19 protein-coding genes and 1 pseudogene are annotated in these 20,438 nt (G+C 64.4%); 6 read left to right on the top strand and 14 right to left on the bottom strand.

What is annotated here, in order from left to right; all coding sequences use genetic code 11:
• Nucleotides 1-92: 92 nt before the first annotated feature.
• The 10 genes and pseudogenes from D7S86_RS09340 to D7S86_RS09380 all read right to left on the bottom strand — a co-directional run bounded on the left by D7S86_RS09340 (nucleotide 93) and on the right by D7S86_RS09380 (nucleotide 9,169).
• The gene (locus D7S86_RS09340) at nucleotides 93-716 is read right to left on the bottom strand and encodes a glutathione S-transferase (RefSeq protein ID WP_121085673.1); all 624 of its coding nucleotides are present in this window, start codon (nucleotides 714-716) and stop codon (nucleotides 93-95) included.
• The gene (locus D7S86_RS09345) at nucleotides 713-2,479 is read right to left on the bottom strand and encodes an FAD-dependent oxidoreductase (RefSeq protein WP_121085675.1); all 1,767 of its coding nucleotides are present in this window, start codon (nucleotides 2,477-2,479) and stop codon (nucleotides 713-715) included. Before D7S86_RS09345 ends, D7S86_RS09340 begins: the two co-directional genes overlap by 4 nt.
• The gene (locus D7S86_RS09350) at nucleotides 2,476-3,189 is read right to left on the bottom strand and encodes an ABC transporter ATP-binding protein (RefSeq protein ID WP_121085677.1); all 714 of its coding nucleotides are present in this window, start codon (nucleotides 3,187-3,189) and stop codon (nucleotides 2,476-2,478) included. Before D7S86_RS09350 ends, D7S86_RS09345 begins: the two co-directional genes overlap by 4 nt.
• Nucleotides 3,186-3,404, bottom strand: coding sequence for an ABC transporter ATP-binding protein C-terminal domain-containing protein (locus D7S86_RS30635; RefSeq protein WP_420813223.1), 219 nt, complete (start codon nucleotides 3,402-3,404; stop codon nucleotides 3,186-3,188). Before D7S86_RS30635 ends, D7S86_RS09350 begins: the two co-directional genes overlap by 4 nt.
• 15 nt (nucleotides 3,405-3,419) lie before the next feature.
• Nucleotides 3,420-3,866, bottom strand: a pseudogene (locus tag D7S86_RS30640) (ATP-binding cassette domain-containing protein); the annotation flags it as partial.
• A 65-nt stretch (nucleotides 3,867-3,931) separates the two neighbouring features.
• Entirely contained in the window at nucleotides 3,932-5,188 is a 1,257-nt protein-coding gene (locus tag D7S86_RS09360; RefSeq protein ID WP_121085681.1) for a branched-chain amino acid ABC transporter permease, read from the bottom strand.
• 1 nt (nucleotide 5,189) lies between these two features.
• Nucleotides 5,190-6,131, bottom strand: a complete 942-nt coding sequence (locus tag D7S86_RS09365) for a branched-chain amino acid ABC transporter permease (protein WP_121086092.1) — start codon at nucleotides 6,129-6,131, stop codon at nucleotides 5,190-5,192.
• Nucleotides 6,132-6,280: 149 nt separating this feature from the next.
• Nucleotides 6,281-7,525 carry an ABC transporter substrate-binding protein gene (locus D7S86_RS09370; RefSeq protein ID WP_121085683.1) on the bottom strand — a complete coding sequence of 415 codons (1,245 nt, stop codon included), beginning with the start codon at nucleotides 7,523-7,525 and terminating at the stop codon, nucleotides 6,281-6,283.
• A 33-nt stretch (nucleotides 7,526-7,558) separates the two neighbouring features.
• Nucleotides 7,559-8,371: an SDR family NAD(P)-dependent oxidoreductase gene (locus tag D7S86_RS09375; protein ID WP_121085685.1), complete on the bottom strand. Its 813-nt coding sequence runs from the start codon at nucleotides 8,369-8,371 to the stop codon at nucleotides 7,559-7,561.
• Between the two features lie 30 nt (nucleotides 8,372-8,401).
• A complete protein-coding gene (locus D7S86_RS09380; RefSeq protein ID WP_121085687.1) occupies nucleotides 8,402-9,169 on the bottom strand; it encodes an SDR family NAD(P)-dependent oxidoreductase in 768 nt (255 codons plus the stop codon).
• Between the two features lie 308 nt (nucleotides 9,170-9,477).
• Between D7S86_RS09380 and D7S86_RS09385 the strand changes: the two genes are divergently transcribed.
• Both D7S86_RS09385 and D7S86_RS09390 read left to right on the top strand, forming a co-directional pair.
• Nucleotides 9,478-10,194: a GntR family transcriptional regulator gene (locus tag D7S86_RS09385; RefSeq protein WP_158601913.1), complete on the top strand. Its 717-nt coding sequence runs from the start codon at nucleotides 9,478-9,480 to the stop codon at nucleotides 10,192-10,194.
• A complete protein-coding gene (locus D7S86_RS09390; RefSeq protein WP_121085691.1) occupies nucleotides 10,191-10,988 on the top strand; it encodes an SDR family NAD(P)-dependent oxidoreductase in 798 nt (265 codons plus the stop codon). The genes D7S86_RS09385 and D7S86_RS09390 overlap by 4 nt, the downstream gene beginning before the upstream one ends.
• Nucleotides 10,989-11,004: 16 nt before the next feature.
• Here the strand turns inward: D7S86_RS09390 and D7S86_RS09395 are convergent, their stop codons facing one another.
• Nucleotides 11,005-11,754, bottom strand: coding sequence for a FadR/GntR family transcriptional regulator (locus D7S86_RS09395; RefSeq protein ID WP_158601914.1), 750 nt, complete (start codon nucleotides 11,752-11,754; stop codon nucleotides 11,005-11,007).
• 19 nt (nucleotides 11,755-11,773) lie between these two features.
• Nucleotides 11,774-12,661 (bottom strand): fumarylacetoacetate hydrolase family protein, encoded by an 888-nt coding sequence (locus D7S86_RS09400; RefSeq protein ID WP_121085695.1) that lies wholly within the window; start codon nucleotides 12,659-12,661, stop codon nucleotides 11,774-11,776.
• 138 nt (nucleotides 12,662-12,799) lie between these two features.
• Between D7S86_RS09400 and D7S86_RS09405 the strand changes: the two genes are divergently transcribed.
• From D7S86_RS09405 to D7S86_RS09425, 4 genes are all read left to right on the top strand, one after another.
• A complete protein-coding gene (locus D7S86_RS09405; protein WP_121085697.1) occupies nucleotides 12,800-14,527 on the top strand; it encodes an FAD-dependent monooxygenase in 1,728 nt (575 codons plus the stop codon).
• Between the two features lie 11 nt (nucleotides 14,528-14,538).
• Nucleotides 14,539-15,486, top strand: coding sequence for a cupin domain-containing protein (locus D7S86_RS09410; protein WP_121085699.1), 948 nt, complete (start codon nucleotides 14,539-14,541; stop codon nucleotides 15,484-15,486).
• Between the two features lie 57 nt (nucleotides 15,487-15,543).
• Nucleotides 15,544-16,878: an MFS transporter gene (locus D7S86_RS09415; protein ID WP_158601915.1), complete on the top strand. Its 1,335-nt coding sequence runs from the start codon at nucleotides 15,544-15,546 to the stop codon at nucleotides 16,876-16,878.
• A gap of 215 nt (nucleotides 16,879-17,093) precedes the next feature.
• Complete coding sequence (locus D7S86_RS09425) at nucleotides 17,094-17,828, top strand: transporter substrate-binding domain-containing protein (protein ID WP_121085710.1); 735 nt, start codon at nucleotides 17,094-17,096, stop codon at nucleotides 17,826-17,828.
• Nucleotides 17,829-17,840: 12 nt separating this feature from the next.
• On the opposite strand, the gene D7S86_RS09430 is transcribed toward D7S86_RS09425, so the two are convergent.
• Nucleotides 17,841-18,809: a hypothetical protein gene (locus tag D7S86_RS09430; RefSeq protein WP_121085712.1), complete on the bottom strand. Its 969-nt coding sequence runs from the start codon at nucleotides 18,807-18,809 to the stop codon at nucleotides 17,841-17,843.
• A gap of 31 nt (nucleotides 18,810-18,840) precedes the next feature.
• Entirely contained in the window at nucleotides 18,841-20,238 is a 1,398-nt protein-coding gene (locus tag D7S86_RS09435; RefSeq protein ID WP_240648059.1) for a glycosyltransferase family 2 protein, read from the bottom strand.
• Nucleotides 20,239-20,438 lie beyond the last annotated feature (200 nt).

Raw genomic sequence — 20,438 nt, forward strand, 5'->3', positions numbered from 1 at the left:
AGGTTCTCAGCGGTCCGCTTTTAAGTAATCCTTGAATAGTGGAAAAGAATCGGGGCGGCCGACGTGACGCGCGTCGAAGCCGCCCTTCTCGGTCACCGCGCGTTCAGATCGCGCGGAAACGACTGCGCCAACGACGGCCGCTCGCTCACGTGCTTGAACCACGCGGCGGCCTTCGGGTGTGCGGTACGCCAATCGAAATCGGCAAAGCGAAAATCCAGATACCCCAACGCGCATGCGATCGTCAGCGTGCCGATATCGAAGCGGTCGCCGAACGCGTCGACGCGCGCTTCGATTTCGTCGAGACTCGAACGCACTTTGTCGAGCTGGCCTTCGCGCCACGGCAGCCACACCATCTCGGGCGGACGCACCGTGAGTTCGTAGCGCGCGAGCAGCGCCGCATCGAGCAAGCCGTCGCCGATCGCCTGCTCCCGCAACGCGCGCCAGCGTGCCTCGCCGGGCGTCGGAAAGATGATCGAGCGCCCGTCGACGTGATCGAGATATTCGCAGATCACGCGCGAGTCGTAGAGGGGTTCATCCGAATCTGTAAAAAAGGCTGGTACCTTTCCGGTCGGATTGAACTTGACGATATTCGCGTCGCGCCGAATCGGATGTGCCGCGCTCGTGAGCTTTTCGAGCCGATCGTCGAGACCCAGCTCGAGCGCGGTCACATGTACCTTGCGGACGAACGGCGAGGCGGGATGGTAAAAAATTTTCATTGCGTTTCGATTCCTTGCGCGGCGGGCGCTTTCGCATGGGCCGCGATCTCGCGGCCCACGATATAGCCGAAGGTCAAAGCGGGGCCGAGCGTGATCCCCGCGGCGGGGTAGTTGCCGGCCATGACCGAGTTCATGTCGTTGCCGCACGCATACAGGCCGGTTATCGGCTCGCCCGCGTCGTCGAGCACCTGTGCATTCGCGTTCGTCTGCAGCCCGAGCGCGCTGCCGATATCGCCGGGATAGAGCACCACCGCATAGAACGGCCCCGTGCTGATGGGGCCGAGACACGGGTTCGGTCCATGCGCGGGATCGCCGAGGTATTGGCTGTACGCCTGCGTGCCGCGACCGAACTCGGCGTCGCGCCCGGTTCGCGCGCTGAGATTGGCCTTCGACACGGTCTGTTCAAGCGCGTGCGCGTCGATACCGAGTTGCTTCGCGAGGTCGGCGATCGTATTGCCGCGAATCAGATAGCCGCTGCGCAGATAGCGGCGATACGACGTCGCCCAGCCGAACCCCTGCACCGCCGGTCGTACGAGGCCGAGACCGTATTGGCGCAGACATGCGCTGTCGCAGATCAAGTAGGCCGGCAAGGTCTGCGTGTCGTGCATCGCATTGACGAACGCGTGATACGACGCCGATTCGTTCGTGAACCGCCGCCCCTTCGCGTTGACCGCAATGACCCCGGGCTTCTGCCGATCCGTCACGAGATGGGGAAAGACGCGCGCGGAACCATCGTCGAGCTTCATCCGCGAGACGGGCGACCAGAACGCGTTGCTCGCATTGCCGCGCGCGAGCTGCGCGCCGACGTCGAGCGCGAGCGTCATGCCGTCGCCGGTATTGCCCTCGGGCGACAGCGAGCTGTGCTGCTCGGCGTGCGGGACATGGCGCGCGCGCCATGCCGGGCTCGCGGCGAAGCCGCCCGACGCGAGGACGACGGCGTGCCGCGCGCGAATCGCCGTGTGTTTGCCATCGCGCACGACCACGATGCCCACGATCCGGTCGTCGGCGTGAATCAACTGGTGCGCCGACGTCCGCGACATCAGCGTGATGCCCGCGTCGATGGCCGACTTGAACAGACGCGCGGCAAGCGCATTGCCCAGCAAGAGCCGCGTGCCGCGCGAAAAGCGCGTGCGGTCGCGCAGATAGCGCCAGACGAGCTTCGTGCTATGCGCGAAGCCTTCGACCGTCGTGAACGCCGCGAGCAAGCGATCGATGTCCTTGCGATTGACCATCATGCCGCCGAGCGCCATGAATTGCGGATACGGCCGCCTGACCTCGTCGAACCGGGCGCCGAGCACACGCGCATCGAACTCGGCCGGATCGAGCGTACGCCCACCCATCGACGCGCCGTCGAGATCGGACTGGTAGTCGGGCGACAACGCGCGCGAGGTGAATCGCACGGCGGACGTATGCGCGTGCATGAACTCGACCATGCGCGGACCGTTGTCGAGATAGGCGCGCATGAGTTCGGGCCGCATGCGCGGGCCGATCGTCGCATCGAGATACCGCATGACCGATGCGCGGCTGTCGGTATGTCCGACGCCGGCCATCAGCGTGTTCTCCGGAATCCACACGGCGCCGCCCGACACGGCCGTGCTTCCGCCGAAATAGGCCGTCTTTTCGATGACCGTCACGCGCAGCCCAGCATGCGCCGCGGTCAACGCCGCCGACATGCCCCCCGCGCCCGACCCCACGACGACGACATCGCATTCGGCATCCCAGCTCCCATCCCATCCGAGATGCGTTGGCTCATCCCGCTTCATCCGCCCACCTCCAACCAGTTGCGCCGCACTTCGGCATTCGCACGCAGTTGCGCCGGCGTGCCCTCGAATACGATCTGACCGCGACCCATGATCAAACACCGATGCGCGACACGCAGCGCGATCGTCATCTTCTGTTCGACAAGCAAGACCGTCACCCCGCGCCGGTTGATGTCCTCGATCACGTCGACGAGGTGCGTCACGATCTTCGGCGCGAGCCCTTCGGTCGGTTCGTCGACGAGCAGCACCGACGGATGACCGAGCAACGAGCGGCACAGCGTGAGCATCTGCTGTTCGCCGCCCGACAGATTGCCCGCATGGGTCTTGCGCCGCTCGCGCAGCCGCGGGAAATACGCGTACATCTGTTCGATGTCCCAGACATGTGCGCCGCGCGTCGCGGGCTGCATGCCGATCTGAAGGTTTTCCTCGACGCTCAGATCGGGAAACACGAGACGCTCTTCGGGCACGTAACCGATGCCCGCGCGCGCGATCCGGTGCGGCGCTTCGTGCGCGAGTTCGCGACCGCCGAGACGGATCGAGCCCGTGGTCGGCGGCACGAGGCCCGCGAGCGCCTTGAGCGTCGTCGAGCGCCCCGACCCGTTACGGCCGAGCAGACTCACGATCTCGCCGGCCTCGACGCGAAGATTGACGCTCTTGAGCACGTGACTCTTGTCGTAGTGCGCGTGCAGATTGCTGACCTGAAGCAGGCTCATTCGATTTCCTCGCCGAGATAGGCTTCCTGCACCTGCGCATTGGCTCGGATGGCTTCGGGCGCGTCCGTCGCGATGATCTGTCCGTAGACGAGCACCGAGATCCGATCGGCCAGACGGAACACGACTTCCATATCGTGTTCGATGACGAGCAGGGTCTTGCCTTGCGTCACGCGCCGGACGAGATCGACGATATAGAGCGACTCGTCGTTCGACATGCCCGCGGTCGGCTCGTCGAGCAGGATCACGTCGCCGCCCGGTCCGAGCGCCATGCCGATCTCGAGCGCGCGCTGCTCGGAATACGTGAGATTGCCCGCCAGCTTGTCGCGCAGCGGGACCAGTCGCACGAGTTCGAGCAGCTGTTCCGCGTCGGCATTGACGGCCGACTGTCGCGACGCGAAACGCAGCAGGCCATAACGGCTGCCATGCCGCGCCATCGCGCTGATGCGCAGATTCTCGAACACGGTCATGCGCGGAAAGATCGTCGTGATCTGAAACGAGCGCGACAGGCCCTGCCGATTGATCTCGTGCGGCGCGAGGCCCGCGATCTCGCGGCCGTGAAGCCGTACGCTGCCCGCGGTCGGTTTGAGCAGACCCGAGATCAGATGGAACAACGTCGATTTGCCCGCGCCGTTCGGACCGATGACGGCATGCCGTTCGCCATCGCGAACGTCGAGCGAGAGACCGCGAATGATCTCCGAACCGCCGAAATGCTTGCGAAGCGCTTGAACCTCGAGAGCGGCGTTCACGAATTCCCCCCTTCCTGAAGCGTCGCCAGCGCAAGTCGAGCGGGCACCGCACGCGTGATCCGATGCAAGGCCCATCCGCATGCGACGATGGCAAGCACAGGCACGACCCACACGAGCGCATGATCGGGCGCCCAGCCATGCCCGAAGATCGAGACGGGATCCCAGATGCCGTCGCGCGCGATCTTGGCCTTGTAGTCGCGCGAGAACGCGGCGCCCGCGAGTTCGCAGAGGAACACGAGACACGCGGCGATCACGATCGAGAACGCGCACATGCACGCGCGCGTGCGCAGATCGCGTCCCTCGCCGCGCGCGATCTGACGCACGTGCGTCACGACGAACCCGGCGAGCCCCGACGGCGCGTACATCATGACGGCGACGAAGACGAGCCCTTGGTAGAGCAGCCACTGGTGCGTCATTTCGGAGACGGCATAGCCGAACACCGTCATGACCGCCGCGCCCGCCGCCGGCCCGAAGAAAAAGGCCGTGCCGCCGATAAAGCTGTAGAGCAGCACGTTCGCCGAATAGCTGAGATCGAACAGCAGATAGTTCGCGCTTTCGTTGGTCAGCGCGAGCAAGCCGCCCGCGATGCCCGAGAACATGGCCGACAACGCGAACACGACGATCTTCGTGCGATGGACGTTGTAGCCGAGAAACGCCACGCGCCGCTCGTTTTCGCGCAACGCGACCGTCAGGCGCCCGAACGCGGTCCGCGTGAACAGGAACATCGCGAGCGCGGCCAAGGCGACCCAGACGAGCACGAGGTAATAGACCTGGATCTCCTGTCCGAACCCGATCGCCCCCCACGGCTGACGCATCGACGACACGCCCGTCTCGCCGCCGAAGAGTTCCTTGAGATTCGGCGCGATCGTATGCAGCAGTTCCGCGATGGCGAGCGTGACCATCGAGAAATAGACGCCGCTGCGCAAGGTCGCGAAATAGCCGGCCACGATGCCGACGATCAGCGCCGCCACGCCGCCCACGATGGGCATCAGCGGAGTCGGCAGCACGAGGCTGCCCTTGTCGACCGCGTCCATCGCGTGCACCGTCGCGAAGCAGCCGATCGCGAAATACGCCGCGTGCCCGAACGACAGCATGCCGCCCTGACCGATCAGCAAACTGAACGCCAGCGCAAACAACGCCGCGATCAGCATCTGCGACATCGCGCCGACCTGGCTCGGCGCGAGCATCAGCGGAACGATCACGAGCACGGCGAGGGTCACGACCCACGCACCGACGATTGATCGAGTGTTCATGTCAGTTCCTCGTTCCAAGCAGCCCCGCGGGTCGCAGCAACAACACGGCGAGCATCACGATGACCGGCATCGCCGCGGCGAAGGTCGAGAGGTTCAGCGTCGTCAGCGATCCGAGCGCGGCGACCTGATCGTGCAGCCCGACCCATCCCGCGATATCGGCGATCGAACAATCGATGCCCGCGGCGAACGACGTGAGCAGTCCGATCAGCAGCGACGCGATCAACGCGCCTTCGAGCGAACCGAGTCCCCCGACGACGACGACCACGAACACCGTGACGCCGAGATCGAGCGCCATGTTCGGATTCGTCGTGAACAGCGCGCCGCCGACCGCGCCCGCGAGACCCGCCATCCACGCGCCGAGACCGAAGACGCCCATGAAGACGAGCGGCACGTTGTGGCCGAGCGCGCCGACCATCTCGGGCAGACGCACGGCCGCGCGCACGACGATGCCGATCCGCGTGCGCCGCAGCACGACGAACAACAGCACGAACAGCAGCAGCGAGACGAGACCTACGAACAGGCGATAGAACGGATAGTCGGCGCCGAAGACGGTAAACGCCGCGAAATGCAGCTGCGCGGGTTCGGTGTAGTTGACGGCATAGTCGCCGTAGAACATCTTCATGAGCTCGCCGAAGATAAACGCGAGCCCGAACGTCAGCAGCAATTCATGCGCGTGTCCGTATGCGTGCACGCGTCTGAGCATGAAACGTTCGACGAGGACGCCGATCGCGCCGACCGCGATCGGCGCGAGCACGATGGCCCCCCAGAAGCCGACGACGTGCGACAACGAATAGGCGAAATACGCGCCGAGCATATAGAACGACGCATGCGCGAAGTTGATCACGCCCATCATGCCGAAGATCAGCGTGAGCCCCGCGGACACCGCGAAGAGCAACAACCCATAGATGAGTCCGTTGAGGGCCGAGACAGTAAGGAATTCCATGTTGCGATCCATCCGGTTCGTGCAAGGGGGCATCGATGTCGCGCGACATGCGACGAGCGACGTCTGACGCGCACGGGACGCTGCCCGTCGTTCGTCGTCCGCGCGTCACGCGATCGATGCCGATCGGGCGGGCATCGCGCCCGCCGCGCTCAATCGGGCCGCTTCATCTTGCAGTCGGGCGACACCGCGACGGCCGCATCCTGCGCCGAGACGACGCTGATGAGCTTGAAGCCCATATCGGTCCCGTCGACCTTGTAGCGCGCATCCTTGCTGACCTCGCTGACCGTGATCGGCATGATGGCCTGGTGGTCTTCCTTGCGAATCGACCATTGACCGATCGGCGACGCATAGGTCGTCTTCTCGAGCGCGAGCGCGATCTTCGTCGCGTCGACGGCGCCGCCCTTCGCATCGACGGTCTTCAACGCGTTGCCGAGCAGCATCATCGCGAAGACGGCCGTCGGCTCTTCCGTGTACGGGTAGTGACCGATCTTGCTCTTGAAGTCTTCGATGAACGTCTTGCCGGCGTCGCCGCCCGCTTCGAGGTTGTAGATCTTGACGAGATACGAGCCTTGCGCGGATTCGCCGATATTGCCGAGCGTGCCCGGCGTATCGAGCGAGGTGTTGCCGAACCGGACCTTCAGACCCGCGTCGCCCGCGGCCTTCTCGAGCAGGATGATGTCGTTGGCCCAGTTGCCCGACAGCACGGTCTGCGCGCCCGACGCCTTGATCTTCGCGACGTAGGGCGAGAAATCCTGGATCTTGTTCGTATCGTGCAGCGTCGCTTCGACGATCGTGGCCTTGCCGTTGCTCCACTTCTTGACGGCCGCCGCCTGCGCGTTCTGCTGGTCGATACCGTATGAATAGTTCTGATTGATCGAATAGACCTTCGTGCCGAGCACGCCCGTCTGCGACATGACGCGCACGAGCGCGTTCATGCGCACGTACGGATTGGTCGCCATCCGGAAGAACCAGAACTGACACTTGTCGGCCGTGAGGTCGTACGCCTCCGAGCCCACGTTGTAGTAGATGATTTCCTTGCCCGGATTGCGCAGGTTGTACTTGCGGATGTCTTCGGTCAATTGCGCCGCAACCGCGGACGACGATGCCGACGAGACGATGCGCGCGCCGTCCGCGATCGCGAGCTTGAGCTTTTCGGCCGCGCCCGTCGGACCGCCTTGATTGTCGTATTCCTTGAGCTCGACCTTCGCGCCGTTGAAGCCGCCGGCCTCATTGATCTTCGCGACGCCGTAGCGCATGCCTTCGTCGAACGCGATGCCGGTCTGCGCGGCCGGGCCCGACAGCGCCTCGATCATCGCGATCTTCAGCGGTTCGGCGTGAGCGGCCACGCTCCAGACCGCGCCGAGCGCAGCCGCGGCAATCCATTTTCTTGTCATGTTGTCTCCTCGATGTTCAGTGACCGGCTTGATTTAGGCGCGCGCGTGTTCGAGCGCGGTGCTTGCGTAATCGCGACCCTGGCGGTGCGTGAGGAACCCCGCGGTCAGGCCGCCGTCGACGGGGATCACGGCGCCGTTGATATACGACGCGCTATCCGAGAGCAGAAACAGCACGACCGACGCGATTTCCTCGGCGCGCGCGACGCGCCCAAGCGGCGTGCGGTCGCACATGATGTCGTCGACGAAACGCTCGGGCACGCCCTTGCGCAACATCGGCGTATCGACCGCATTCGGACCGACGGCATTCACGCGGATGCCGCGGCCGCCCCATTCGACGGCGAGCGACTTCGTCATGCCGGCGACGGCCCATTTCGACGCCGCGTAGTTCACGCGGCCCGGCTGGCCGCCGAAGCTCGTGATCGACGCGATCGTCACGATGACGCCGCGTTCGCGTTCGAGCATGACGCGGCCGGCCGCCTGACACGAATAAAACGTGCCTGTCACGTTGATGTCGAGCACATCGCGCCACGCATCCTCGTCCATCGATTCGGCGGGACGCGTGCGCGTGATTCCCGCGCACGGGACGAGCCCCGCGAGCGGTCCGAGATCCTGTTCGATGCGCGCGACGACGTCGCGTGTCGCAACACCATCGCGGACGTCGAGCACATCGCCGCGCGCGCGAATGCCCTGTTGCGCGAGCCGTTCGACCGCGGCCTGCACGCCCGCTTCGCTGATGTCCGCGATCGCGACCGCGCCGCCGGCCGTGCCGATCGCCTGCGCGACCGCGAAGCCGACGCCCTGCGCGCCGCCCGTCACGAAGAAGACTTCACCCTGAATGCCTTGCATATCCGTTGCCTCGATACGTGGGGAGTCGCGTCACTGCATGCGATAGCCGCCGTTGACATCGACGACCGTGCCCGTGATGTAACCGGCGCCCGGCGATGCGAGAAACGCGACCGCGTTCGCCACGTCCTCGGACTGACCCAGACGCCCGACGGGAATCATCGAATTGACGTCGGCCGTCACACCGCCCTTGACCGTCTGATGGAACATCGGCGCATCGATAAGACCCGGCGCGACCGAATTCGCCGTGATGCCGAACGCCGCGCCTTCGCGCGCGACCGCTTTCGTCAGGCCGATCACGGCCGACTTGCTGGCGATATAGGCCGCACTCGATCGATATCCGCCGAGCTGTGCGGCGACCGACGACAGCGTCACGACACGGCCATCGGCGACCGGATTCGCGCGCCGCCGCGTGACGAAGGCGCGCGAGCACAGGAAGGTGCCGCGCGCATTGACCGAGAACGTGGTTTCCCAGTTATCGAGGTCGATCTCCCAGAGCTGCGGACGCTGACCGTTCGCGCCGGACAGCAGCACACCCGCATTCGAGACGAGTACGCGGACCGGTCCAAGCTCGCGCTCGACCGTGTCGAAGCCGCGATCCACGGAAGCCTCGTCGCGCACGTCCATTTCGACCGCGAGATGCCCGCGACCGGACAACTGGCTGCGCCCCTCTTCCGCCTGCGCCTGTTCGAGATCGGCGATGGCGATGGTCATGCCTTCATCGGCGAGCTTGCGAGCGATCGCCAATCCGATACCGCGCCCGCCTCCGGTCACGAGCGCCACGCCCGTCAGTGCATTCATGTTCTACCTCGCTGTTTTTCATTTTGGATACAAAATTAAGTTTAAGTGTTCAATGAACAAAAAATAGCTGGGGTAATCCCGGTGCAACATCCTGTCTTTACACTGAATTCCCTGTGATAACCTGCCGTCCGACTCATCAAGCTCCAACGCCAAAGCATGTTTTACATACGTGTGTATACAATCTTAAGAATTGGACGCCTGTCTGATAATGGCGCCTTCGCTTACACAGCACGAGGAACATGCGTATGAGCCCCGCCAGCGACCGACCCCAAGCGCTCGCCGATTCCCTGAAAACACGGACGCAATCCGTGACGGACGAACTACGCGAATTGATCGTGCAAGGCGAGCTCAAGCTGGGACAGCACGTGCAGGAGATGTGGATCGCCGAACGCCTCGGGGTGTCGCGCACGCCGGTGCGCACGGCGCTCAATACGCTCGCGAGCGAGGGTTATCTCGTCTATTTGCCCAACCGCGGGTATTTCGTCCGGCAGTTCGATATCACCGAACTCATGGACGTCTATGAGATCCGCGCGAGCCTGGAGAGTCTCGCCGCGCGCAGGGCGGCCGAGCGCGGCATCACGCGCGAACAGGAAAGCGTGCTCATGCGGTGCGTCGAGGAAGGCGACCGCATCTTGCGCAAGGGCTATTTCGCGGACGACGATCTGCTGCCCTATCGCCGCATGAATGTGGGCATCCACGAGGGCATCATCCAGGCGACCGGCAACGCACGGCTCGCTGAAACGATCCGGCAGAACAACAATCTGCCGCTCGTATCGGATCGCGTGATCCTCTGGCAAAACTTCGACGTCCTCAAACGTTCGCACGACGACCATCACCGCGTGATCACCGCGATCATCGCGCGCGACGTCTGGCGCGCCTCGGCCATCATGTACGAACACGTCTACTACGCGGGCCTCGCGCTGCGCGACCATCTGCGCACGCAAGACGGCCTGAGCCTGCTGATCGACCCATCCAAACTCGCGGCCGTCACGGCCGATATTTCCTCAGGAGACAACCCAAAGTGAGCACATCGTCCACCGCGCAGTCATCTCGCTTCGACGGCCGCATCGCCATCGTGACCGGAGCGGGTTCCGGCATCGGTCGCTCGATCGCACTTCGATTGCTCGCGGAGGGCGCCCGTGTGCTCGCGACGGATCGCAGCCAGGCCGGACTCGACGAGACCCGCACGCTCGCGGCGGACCACGCGCGCGTCAAGCTGCATGACGCGGTCGTCGATCTCGGCGCGAACGACGCGCCCGACACGATCATGGATACGTGCGCGCGCGTGTTCGGCACGCCTCAATGGCTCATCAACAATGCCGGCGTGGGCGCGGCAAAGTCGCTGCACGAGAGCACCGACGACGATATCGATCGCTATCTGAACATCAATGTGCGCGCATTGATGCGACTGAGCCGTTCGTTCGTGATCCGCGTCGGCCAAGGCTCGAACGCGATCGTCAACGTCGCGTCGGTGTTCGGATTGCGCGGGTTCATGAACAGCGCGCCCTATTCGGCGAGCAAAGCGGCCGTCGCCGGCCTTACGCGGCAAATGGCCGCCGACTACGGCGCGCGCGGCTTGCGCGTGAATGCGGTCGCACCGGGGCTGATCGCCACGCCATTGACCGCGGAGCGACTCGAAACGAACCCGTGGTACAAGTCGACGATGGTCGGCGCAACGCCGTTAGGACGCGCGGGCACACCCGATGAAGTGGCGGCCGCGGTGGCCTTCCTGTGCTCGGACGACGCGTCGTATATCAACGGACAGGTGATCGCCGTCGACGGCGGCTGGAGCGAGACCAAGCACTGGCCCGCTGCCTGAATCGTCGCGCGCGGCTTCAGGTCTCGGCAGCGGCCGCGCCCGAGCGGCGCGCGCGCTTCTTGCGGCGCTCGTAGCCCATATACCGCTCGTTGAGCCGTTCGAGGTGCTCGCTCATTTCGTGGCTCGCCGCGCGCGCATCGCGCGCGCGCAGCGCATCGAGAATCCGGCCGACCGCGATCAACGACAGATCGTTGCGATCCGGACCGATGTCGAGCACATATTCGAGCATGAAATCCATGATCGATTTCATGACGAAGACCAGCACCGGGTTATGCGTCGCGTGCGCGAGCACGATATGAAACTCGACGAGCTTGCGCAGCTTCGTATCGTAGTCCTTGCGAGCGTATGCATCGCGCGCGGCTTGCAGCACCTGCTCCAACTGATCCCAGTCGTCCTCGGTCGCCGTGCGGCACACCGTCTGCACGACGGCCTGCTCGAACAGATTGCGCGCCTCGGTGATCTGTTCGATGGTCACGGCCTGCAGCGTCATCAGGTCGCGCAAGCCCTGCGTGAGCTGCTCGGTGGTGCCGTGCGTCACGAACGAGCCCCCCTTGGGCCCCTTGCGCAGTTCGACGACACCCGCCATTTCCAGACTCCGCAACGCCTCGCGCAGCGCATTGCGGCCCACGCCGAGTTGCAGCGCGAGATCGCGTTCCGACGGCAGCTTGTCCCCGGGTTGCAGGTCGCCCGCGACGAGCAAGCGTCTGATCTGGTCCTCGACCTCGTCGCTCACACGCTTGGATTTGACAGGCTGGAATTCGAGCATCAGGGGAAAGGGATCGGAATCAGTATGCGCGAGGCGACACGCTTTCGCGTTCGCCGACCGACACGCTGAGGCGGCCGACGCGCTCGATCTCCATCGTGACGGTGTCGCCCGGATGGATCGGGCCGACGCCATCGGGCGTGCCGGTGGCAATCACGTCGCCGGGTCGCAATGTTACCACCGAGCTGATCATCTCGATGAGCTCGGCGATGCCGACAATCATGTCCTGCGTGCTCGCCGATTGGCGCAATTCGCCGTTGACCCAGAGTCGATTGGACAGCGCGCCCGCGTCGCCGACTTCGTCCGCCGTGACGACATACGGCCCCAGCGGCGTGAACGTATCGAAGGACTTGCGCATCGTGCGCTCCTCCTCGCCGTGCCCCTTCTCGATGCGCATCGTGCCGTCGATCAGGCATGCATAACCGAACACGTGTTCGAGCGCATGCTCGCGCGGCACATCGCGCGCTTCGCGTCCGATGATCACCGCCAGTTCGGACTCATGATCGAAGCGGCGCTGCGAGCCCTTGGGCAACCGGATCGTCGAGCCCGACCCGATCAGACTGCCGGTCGCCTTGAGAAAGAAGCCTTGTTCACGCGCCGTGCGCCCCGCGGCCACCACGGCCCGATCGCCGAGTTCGCCGATATGCTTCCGGTAATTGACCGGCGCGGCGAACATCTGGCTCGCGCCCGGGTTCGCGGCCAGCAGGTTCACATCCGACGGCGCCAGCGCCGCGCCGCGCTCGGCCGCCGCGGCCACCTTCGACTCAAGCTCCGACCAGTGACCGATCAACCAGTTGAGGCGTTGCGCGGGCAACGCGTCGAGAAAATCGGGCAGCACATGGGTCACATCGACGATGCCCGCATCGACGACGACGCCGACGCGGTAATGGTTGAAGCACGCTAATTTCATGACGGGTTCCGTGATCTCCGTGGTGTCCGTTCCAAAGCGGGCCCAGGGATCCGATAACCCGTCTTGTGTCCTTTGGTAGGACCATAGTAGGATAGAACCACTTTAAAGACAAGCGGGTACCGCCGCGGAGAAAGCGTGATGTCTCGAATCGATCGGTTGGAGTCCACGGAAGTCGTCGTGGTCGGCGGCGGTCCCGTCGGCCTCGTGACGGCCGCCGACCTCGGATGGCGCGGGCGCGATTGCATCCTGCTCGAACGCACGGACGGTGCGATCGACCAGCCCAAGATGGATCAGGTCGGCATCCGCACCATGGAGTTCTGCCGCCGCTGGGGCATCGTCGACTGGGTCGAGGCGAGCCCCTACGTCCGCGACTATCCGCAGGACAACGTCTATCTGACCGCGCTGAACGGCTATGAACTCGGCCGGGAACCGATGCCGTCGATGAACGATTCGATCGCGCCGCCCGAAAGTCCGCAACATCGCGAGCGATGTCCGCAGAACATGTTCGATCCCATCTTGCAGCGCTTCGCGGACACGCACCCGGGCGTCGAACTCCGATATCGAAACCGCTTCGAGTCGTTCGTCCAGGACGACACGGGCGTGACCGTCATCGCGCTGAATCCGGCCGGCGAGCGCTATCAGATCCGCTGCAAATATCTGGTCGGCTGCGACGGCGGACGCAGCGCGGTGCGCGAACAGCTCGGCATCGGCATGCAAGGACGCGGCCTGCTGACGCATACCGTCAACGTCGTGTTCCGCTGCGCGGACTTCAACCAGCGGCACGACAAACGGCCCGGCTACCGCTATATGTTCGTCGGCCCCGACGGCACCTGGGCCACGATCGTCGCGATCAACGGATCCGACCAATGGCGGATGTCGATCATCGGCAACGCGCAGATCAAACCCGACTACACGCAGGACGAGATCGTCGCGATCGCGCATCGGCTCATGGGCGCGCCGTTTCCGATGGAAATCTTGAGCACGCTGAACTGGGCGCGCATGGAGCTCGTCGCGGACACCTATCAGAACGCACGCGTGTTCCTCGCCGGCGACGCATGCCATCTGACCTCGCCGACCGGCGGCCTGGGCATGAATACCGGCATCGGCGACGCCGTCGATCTCAGCTGGAAGCTCAGTGCGAATCTCGAAGGCTGGGGCGGCCAGGCCCTGCTCGATTCCTACACCGTCGAGCGCCGCCCCGTCGCGCAGCGGATCACGCGATTTTCAACGGGCAATCTCTCCGTGATGCGTGACGCCAAAAGCGATCCGCGCCTGTTCGACGACACGTCCGAGGGCGCGGCGATCCGCGAACGCGTGGGCCATGCGCTCGAACACGGCTTGAAGCGCGAGTGGTACTCGATGAACATGCATCTGGGCTACCGGTACATGGACTCGTCCGTGATCGTCTACGAAGCCGACGAGAACCGCGCGCACATCGATGCGGAGAACGAGCAAGGCGCGGTCTACACGCCGAGCACGCGCCCCGGCGCCCGCGCGCCGCATCTCTGGCTTGCCGACGGACGCTCGACGCTCGACCTCTTCGGATCCGATTTCGTGCTCGTCTGCAGCGGACCCTCGCGCGAACTGCCGACGCAATTGCTGCGCGCCGCGCGGACGCTCACGCTCCCGCTGCGCGTCGAATATGTCAGTGAAGCGCATACACTTTATGCCAAGCCTTATGTGCTCGTGCGACCCGACGGACATGTCGCGTGGCGAGGCGATGCGCTGCCGAACGATCCCCTCGCGCTATTGGAAAAGGTCACCGGACTCGGCCCGTCGGCGTCGACGATCCGCTCGGCATTCGCCGATTCGCGCGCATCGCTGTTCGAACGACCCGCCGCGCTGCCGTCCGATCCGCTCGTTTAACCCAGGACCCCATGATGCACCCCGATTTCGATTCGGCGCGGGACTTGCCCCAGCTCCATCAGATGCTCGACGCCATCGGTGTCAAGAACGGCTGGAACAAACCCACGCCCAGCTTGTACCCGCAACCCAAACAGCCTTTCGCCGCCGCCCATTGGGACTACGCGAGCGCCCGCGCGGCGCTCGATGCGGCGGGGCGGCTCGTCGGCACCGAATGGGCCGAACGCCGCAACCTCATCCTGGCCAACCCCACGCCCGGCAACGAATACCCGACCGTCACGACGCTCGTGGCGGCCTATCAAATGGTCAAGGGCGGCGAATCGGCCCGCAGTCACCGGCATACGCCGAACGCGATGCGCGTCGTCATGGAAGCGGGCCCGCAGGCGTATACGATCGTCGACGGCGTCAACGTGCCGATGGCGCGCGGCGACGTGCTGCTCACGCCCAATTGGGCGTATCACGGCCACGACAATCGCAGCGCCGAGGATGCGTACTGGATCGACATCCTCGACGCGCCGCTCGTCCAGATGCTCGGCCCGATGTTCTTCGAGCCGCATCCCGACCACATCGAACGCGCGTCGACCGTCGATCCCGCGAGCCCGATGCGATTCGCCTTCGAGGTCTACGCACCCGCCTTGCTCGCGAAGCCCGAAAGCGCGCCCGGCGTACGCCAATTGTCACTTGGCCCGGCGACACTCGACACGTTCGACCGAACCGCGATCGCGCTGTCCGCCCACGGCCGTTGGCATATCCCCCGCCACACGTCCAATGAGATCTTCGTGGTCGTCGAGGGTGCCGGACGATCGACGATCGGGGACGCCTCGTTCGCCTGGGGTCCGGGCGACGTGCTCGCCGCGCCGAGCTGGCTCGCGCAGACCCACAAGGCCGAGCGGGACGCGATTCTGATTCGTATGTCGGATGCCCCCGTCATGCGCGCCTTTCATTGGTTAAGATCGGCCTGACATGGCGATATGTTCCGTGTGTTGAAGCACAACGAAGATTCGGAGACAGGTGAAGCGATGAACACAAGTACCGAAGAGGTTGCCGTCAGCAGGAAAGTCTACGCACGTCTTGTCTGGTTTCTCGTGCTGATGTTCATCTGTTCGTATCTGGACCGGATCAACATGAGCTTCGCGGCCCTGTCGATGAATCGCGATCTCGGGCTCACGGCGACCAGTTTCGGTATCGCGGGCAGCGTGTTCTATCTCGCGTACGTCGTCGCGGAGATCCCGAGCAATCTCGCGATGCAGCGGCTCGGCGCCCGCCTCTGGATCCCGCGCATCATGATCACGTGGGGGCTCGCTTCGGCGGCATGCATGTTCGCCACCGGTCCGAGCAGCCTCTACGTGTTTCGCGCGCTCGTGGGTCTGGCCGAAGCCGGGTTCATGCCGGGCGTGCTGCTCTATCTGACCTATTGGTTTCCCGAGGCCTACCGCGCGCGCGCCAGCACGCTGTTCATCATGGCGCAGCCGATCACGATTCTGTTCGGATCGAGTTTGTCGGGCGCGCTCCTCGAAATGAACGGCTTCATGGGTTTGGCCGGCTGGCGTTGGCTGTTCCTGATCGAAGGCGTGCCGTCGATCGCGCTCGGCATCGTGGCGTTTTTCTATCTCGACAATCGCCCCTCGGACGCCAAGTGGCTGTCCGATGAAGAGAAGGTCATCCTGCGTCGCACGCTCGAACGCGACGAGGAGCGGCTCGCCAAGCTGTCGGGCCACACGACGCTCGAGAAGCGCTCGCTCGGTTCGCAGATCTTCAGCGCGCCCGTCGTGCTGCTCGCGCTCTGCTATTTCGGCCTCGTCATGTCGCTGAATACCAATTCGACGTGGGTGCCGCAGATCGTCCACGGGCTCATCCCGCATGCGAGCCTGTTTCATGTCGGGCTGATCGCGGCCATCCCGTCGCTGGTGGCGATCGTGGCCATGACGTACTGGGGCGCGCATTCGGACCGGCGCGGCGAACGCGCATGGCACGTCGTCATTCCGATGTGCGTGGCGGCGCTCGGATGGCTCGGCGTCGCGCTGCTGGGCACGCCGAGCCTGCGGTTCGTCGGTCTGATCCTGAGCTCGTGCGGCACCTTCGCCGCCCAGGCGATCTTCTGGACGCTCGCGCCGCGCTATCTGTCCGAATCGGCACGCCCTGTCGGAATCGCCGCCATCAATGTGGTCGGCATGATCGGCACCGCAGCCGCGCCGGCGATCGTCGGCGTGCTGCACGATCTCACGGGCGGATTCCGGGCCGGACTCGGCTTCGTCGCCATTTCCGCGGTGGCGGGCGCGGCCTGCATCGTCGCGATCCGGTTCTCGCGGCATCGCGTGAGCTACAGCGACGCGGCCGAGCATCTTGCGCGATAAGCACGAACGCCGCCCCGCGCATGCGGCGCGCGGCGCGCGTCGGCCGCGGTTTCGGCACGGCTCGAAACCGCGCATGATCGGCCGGGCGCGCGTGCGCAGCCGCCGCAGCCGCAATCGCCGCCCATGGCGCGGCCGATCCGCCGCGCGCGGCCACGCACGCCGTCCGTCTTGAACCCAGGGCCGGCGCTCGGCGCTCGGCCTCACACAGGTCATCCATGAACTCCGATCCCGCCCTCGTCGAAGCCTTCGCGCCCACGGGCGCACTGCGCGCATCCATCAACCTCGGCAATCCGATCCTCGCGAACCGGCATCCGGGCACGGGGGAAGCGTTCGGCGTGTCCGTCGATCTCGCGCGCGAATTCGCACGTGAACTAGGCGCGCCGCTCGAACTCGTCGTGTTCGATACCGCGCTCAAGTCGGTCGAAGCCGTGACCGACGAACGCGCCGATTTCGGCTTCTTCGCCGTCGATCCGAAGCGCGGCGAGACGATCGCGTTCACCGCGCCCTATGTGCTGATCGAGGGGTTCTATCTCGTGCGCGAGGACTCGCCGGTCCGCGCGAATGCCGATGTGGACCGGGCGGACACGCGCGTCGTCGTCGGCCAGGGCAGTGCATACGATCTGTATCTGACGCGCGAACTGAAGGCCGCGCAGATCGTGCGGGCGCCGACGTCGCAAGTCGTCGTGCAAACCTTCGTCGATCAGGGTTTTGAAGTCGCCGCGGGCGTCAAGCAGCAGTTGCTGGCCGATGCGAGCCGGTTCGACCGTCTGCGTCTGCTCGACGAGCGGTTCATGGTGATTCGGCAGGCGATGGGGGTCTCGAAGCGCCGCGAACCGAAGGCGGCCGCTGTACTGGCCGCCTTCGTCGAGCGCATGAAGGCATCGGGATTCGTCGCGGATGCGCTCGCGCGGCATGGGATCGGGGGCGCGTCGGTCGCCCCCGCGGCCTGAAGCCGATCTGACTCAGTTCAGCGGGACGAACACCCGGCCCATCACGCTCGTATAGCGATATCCGGCGCCGCCGCCGCTCGTCAGGCCGGCCGAGCTGTCGTTGGTCGTCTCGACGGCGATCTGCCATTGCGCTTGCTTGGCACGGCTGCGGTGGTTCTCGAGACCGATGCGCGCGCCCCAGATGTTGTTCGCGCCGTTCGACGAGTTCTGGCGGCCCACATCGGCGCTCGCGAAGAACACGGCCTTGTCGCCGAGTGCGGTCCGCCACGACAGCCCGCCCGAATATTCGTTGAGCCAGCGCGGCGCGTAGTAATCGCCGTTGTTCGGGTTGCTGTTCGAATACGTCCAGGTCTTGATATAGAAATTCAAGCCGCTGTTCGCGATGAGCTCGTAATTCCAGCGCGTCTTCAACAGCGGACGCGTGTTGTTGTCCGAGAAGAAGAACGCCCCGGCCACCGCCCCGACGCTGAACCGCGGCGTGAACTGATGGTCGAGCACGAGCGCGAGACTCGTATAGGTCAGACCCTTGTCGAGGCCCTCGATCGAATCGACGACATCGCGTTCGGCGCTCACGCCGAGGCCCGTATCGGACGTCACCTGCCGCATGTAGTCGACCGAGCCGAGGACCGTCGTCTCGCCCTTGGTGTCCATGACCCCGAGCTTCGCGTCGACGGTCTGCTGCGCATCATGCTCGCGGTAGAGCCCGAACAGGCCCGCCCCCGTCGCCGACCAGCCCGGCGAGCTGAAATGCGTGACGCTCGTATCGATGCCCCAGCCATTGCTGAACATATAACCGAGGTTGGTCCGCTCTTCCTGAAAGCTGTCGCTGTCGTCGCTATAAAGGAAATTACCGGTCACCGCGCCATGCACACCGGGTCCGTCCGAAGACTGAGCGTGTGCGAATGCGCTCACTGCGAAAACGCCGGCGCCAACAAGCATGCGCTGAAGCACGAGCGCATGCGCGCCACGAAATACGAACATGAACGATCCCTATCTTATTGTCGGTATTGGGTTACTTGGTGCCCCAACGCTTGCTGCGCGACACGAACTCCTGCACATAGCCGACCACGCAGGCCGGCTGCAGGATGAGTCCGTAGAACAAGCTGTAGTAAAGGAAGCCGAGACGGTTACGACGAACCTTGAGTCCCTGCTCGACGAACATGCGGCTCTGGATCCGATACATGATCCCGTTGATCACGGCCGCGAACGGTAGCACGAGCAGCGTCATCGGCCCCGCGATCCAGTTGATGCCGAACAGCGCGAGGATCAGCCCCGGCAGGAACGCGAACGTATAGACGACGTCCATGTACGGGAAAAACAGGTTCCACCAGATGAAGATCGTCGTCATGCGCCGCTTGAACAGCAAAGGCCAATGCGACTTGAACGCCTCCATGAGTCCGCGCGACCACCGTTGACGTTGACGAATGAACTGTCCCAACGTCGTCGGCGCATTCGTGAACAGACACGCGTTCTCGGCGAAGCCCACGCGATAGCCGGCCCGCAGGATCGCCCACGTCAGCACGATGTCCTCGCCGACCGAGTGCGGCCAGCCGCCGATTTCGCGCAGCACGTCGGTGTCGTAGACGGAGAAGGCGCCCTGGGCGACCAGCGTCCCTTGATAGAGACTCTGGATGCGCTTCGTCGCGGCAATGCCGTGGAAGTAGTCCCACTCCTGAATCCGCGTCACGAGGTTCGCGCGCGAATTGCGCACGAGCACCGCGCCCGCGACGGCGCGCGTGTTCGGCGGATCGCTCATATAGCGATGCACGAGGTTCTGGAGCGCGTAGCGGTAGAGGTAGGAATCGCCGTCGACCGTCACGGTCAGCGCGTAGCGCACGTGCTTGAGGCCTTCGCTGAGCGCGCGCGCCTTGCCCATGTTCTTCGGCAGATGCAGCACTTCGAGCCACGGATAGTCGAGGCTGTCGAGCACGGCGCCCGTCTCGTCCGACGAACCGTCGTTGATGACGATGACCTGCAGGTCGCCCGGATACTGCTGCTTCGCGATGCTTTCGACGGTCTGCGCGATATTCTCGCCTTCGTTATAGGCCGCGACGAGAATCGCAATGCCGGGCAGATCGCCGGTCACCGGATGAAACGCGGGACGGCGGTCCATCAGCAGGCTCGACATCATGAAGGCATTCATGAAGCCGGGCAGAATCGCGATACCGAACAGGATGATGTAGGCCCACGCGGCGCCGAATACGGCGCTCATGTCGGCGAGCCAGCGCTCGGCGAGATAGAACGATGCCCCACCCCACAGCAGGGAAAAAGCGATCGCGACGGCAAACTTGATTTTGACCGGCAGGTACATCCCCGAACGCGGTCTGGCGGGCACCGGATAATTACCTCCGGTTTCCGCGACGAACTCGCCCGTCTGCGGCGAGGCGTCAAGCTGTTTTATGTTGTCCATGTACTCTTGTTATTAGGTCTTTTCGCGCGAAAATCATAACGTCAGGGTTTGTTATTGCAACAAACTATTTCAGCGCTTGACATACTAAAAATGTACTAGACACCAAGGTCTTGACGTTTTTTTGAATGCGCCGCGGTAAGCCTCAAGCGGCCTCCCACGTGCTTTGGACGGGTGATTTCACGCAAAGATGATCGCGGCGT

It is taken from the genome of Pararobbsia silviterrae, from assembly GCF_003628125.1.
GTDB classification, from domain to species: Bacteria; Pseudomonadota; Gammaproteobacteria; order Burkholderiales; family Burkholderiaceae; genus Pararobbsia; species Pararobbsia silviterrae.